This window comes from Rothia sp. HMSC073B08, assembly GCF_001812975.1.
Taxonomy (GTDB): domain Bacteria; phylum Actinomycetota; class Actinomycetes; order Actinomycetales; family Micrococcaceae; genus Rothia; species Rothia mucilaginosa.
In genome coordinates this window covers 1-2,099 of the sequence record NZ_KV811071.1, presented here as the reverse complement: position 1 = coordinate 2,099, position 2,099 = coordinate 1, and the positions used below count along the sequence as shown (strand labels likewise).

Here is a 2,099-nt window from a genome sequence, read left to right as displayed (position 1 = left end):
GCCGCCGTGCGCCATGCGGTACAGCATGACCGAGAACTCCGAAGAAGAAACAGTATCCGAACTGAAATCCTCAGCGTAGCGGCGATCATAATCCGTATAACCCCAGATGAACTGCTGAGTAGCCCACAGCGACTCCCGCCAGAATGCAGTATCCGTACGCTCATAATCGGACCAATGCGAACGCGAAACCCGGACCGGAGAATCACCCGGCACGCTACTGTTCTTGGGCACAGACGAAGACGGCAAACTGCTCGACTCCGGCGCAGGAGCCGGCGCGATCATCCGCTGGTACCTGTACAAGAACGCCAACGTAGAACGTGCCGAAAGGTTTGCCTCCGGGTGGAACTTGCCGTCAGCCCAGCCGAAGGTAATGCCATTCTGACGAGCCCAAATGTACGCGGCGTAGTCCGGGTCGCTCGTCGCCACATCCGCATAAGGACTGGTTGCAGGCAGCTCAACATGAGGTGCACCCGCCAGGCGGTACAGCGCCACCGTCACATCGCGGCGACTCAAAACGGTCTTACTCTCGTCCAGAAGAGCCTGCTGCTTAACCCATTCAAGAGCCGCCTTCTGCTCCTCCGTAGTATTCGCCAAGAGATCAAGATTCTCAGAAGCCACCGGCTCGACCGCATCCGCGGTGCCATCCTTGCCAGGGATTACCTTCTCCAGAACAACCCTGTAAGACCCCTCATAATTCAGAGCGCTACCGGGAATATTCAGCTTCTCCTCCGCGGCACCATCGTGGATGCGCTCAACGGGAATAACCTGTTCCAAAGCCTTCTCACCGGTCAGCTCGCCAAAATCATCCGTTGCCTGAACCGAGAAACGGTAATAGCCCTCGGTAAGCTTCGGAAGATTTGAGACACGCGCGGTGAGAGTATTCATCTCCTGATACGGGTTGATGCGCTTATACGGAATGTACAAATCCGGCCGCGCTACAGGCTGGTCAGGATCCGGCTGGTTATCGCTCGGCTGCCCAGACCGCACCGGAAGGAACTGCGCAACACTGGTCAGCAAGCTGCCGTTATAGTCCTCCTCGCCCGGGTGAGGAAGATTAGAACCGTAGATACCAATCATGTAGAGCCTGCCCGGCTTCAACGTACCCGCCGGAATCGTCATCTTCGTGCCGAAATAGTTATTGCGGAAACCCGTACAGTGATGCAAGCAGTTGCCCGTCAACGGAACAACATGGGAGAAAACAGGGTGTCCCATAATCTTTCCCGTAGCCGGGTCTGCCTCATACAGAGTGACGTACGCCTGGCTGTCGTACCCGCCTACGATGTTCGGGGGAAGAATATGGTAGCCCTCAACCGTCAGAGTCGTATCTTGCCACGGCTTATCAACCGCTGAAATGCTGTAGCGGTACGTCGGCTGATCAGGCTCAGGGTCGCGCACCGTGGGCAAGGGAATTCGTGCCGTACTACGGGGATCATCATACGGAGAATAGGGGTCCGGCTCCGACTGATTGGACGGGTAGTAAGTCAGCACCACATCGAAGAGAGTACCCTCAGGAACCATCATCCACTGCTTCGGGATATCAAGAGTGAACGTGACGCTCCCATCAGGATTATCGTGTGCCTTACCCTCAGCACGGAGGCTGGCAACCTTGCTGCCGTACTGTGCTTCAGGAAGGGGATCGCCGTAACGTGACCAGAAGTAATTCTGACCGCGCTCCACAATGCCGAACTCATAGAACGTGTACTTCGCGCGGAACTCGGCACTCAGCGGTGCAGTCGTCACAGAGACAGTGCCGCCCTCAGAAATATTGAGGGTGCCCGAGGTGAGCTTCATGCCAACCGGGTTGTCAGGTTTCTTATCCTCCGCAGGGGTGGGAGGGGTCAACGGGGTAGGGGAATCCGCCAGCCGAACTGGTGCAGCAACCGTAAAATTATGGTTCTCTGAACCGTAGTAAGGATTATCTGAGAAATAGACCCTCAGCTCCGCTTCGGAACCCAAATACACGCCCTGTAGCTCTTTAATATCCTCCGCATTAATTTCAAGTTCTACGGTTTGAGTGCCGTCGGGGTTACGGACCACAATTTTGTCACGTTCATAGTAATGGTCACTATTAACGGCTCTTCCGAGTTGAGTGTGGGTGA

The 2,099-nt window shown here is 55.6% G+C and carries 1 protein-coding gene; it reads right to left on the bottom strand.

The window, feature by feature from the left end:
- Positions 1-1,791: S-layer homology domain-containing protein (locus HMPREF2884_RS05195; protein ID WP_070616147.1), on the bottom strand; the 1,791-nt coding region annotated here is incomplete at its 3' end.
- Between the last annotated feature and the right edge of the window lie 308 nt (positions 1,792-2,099).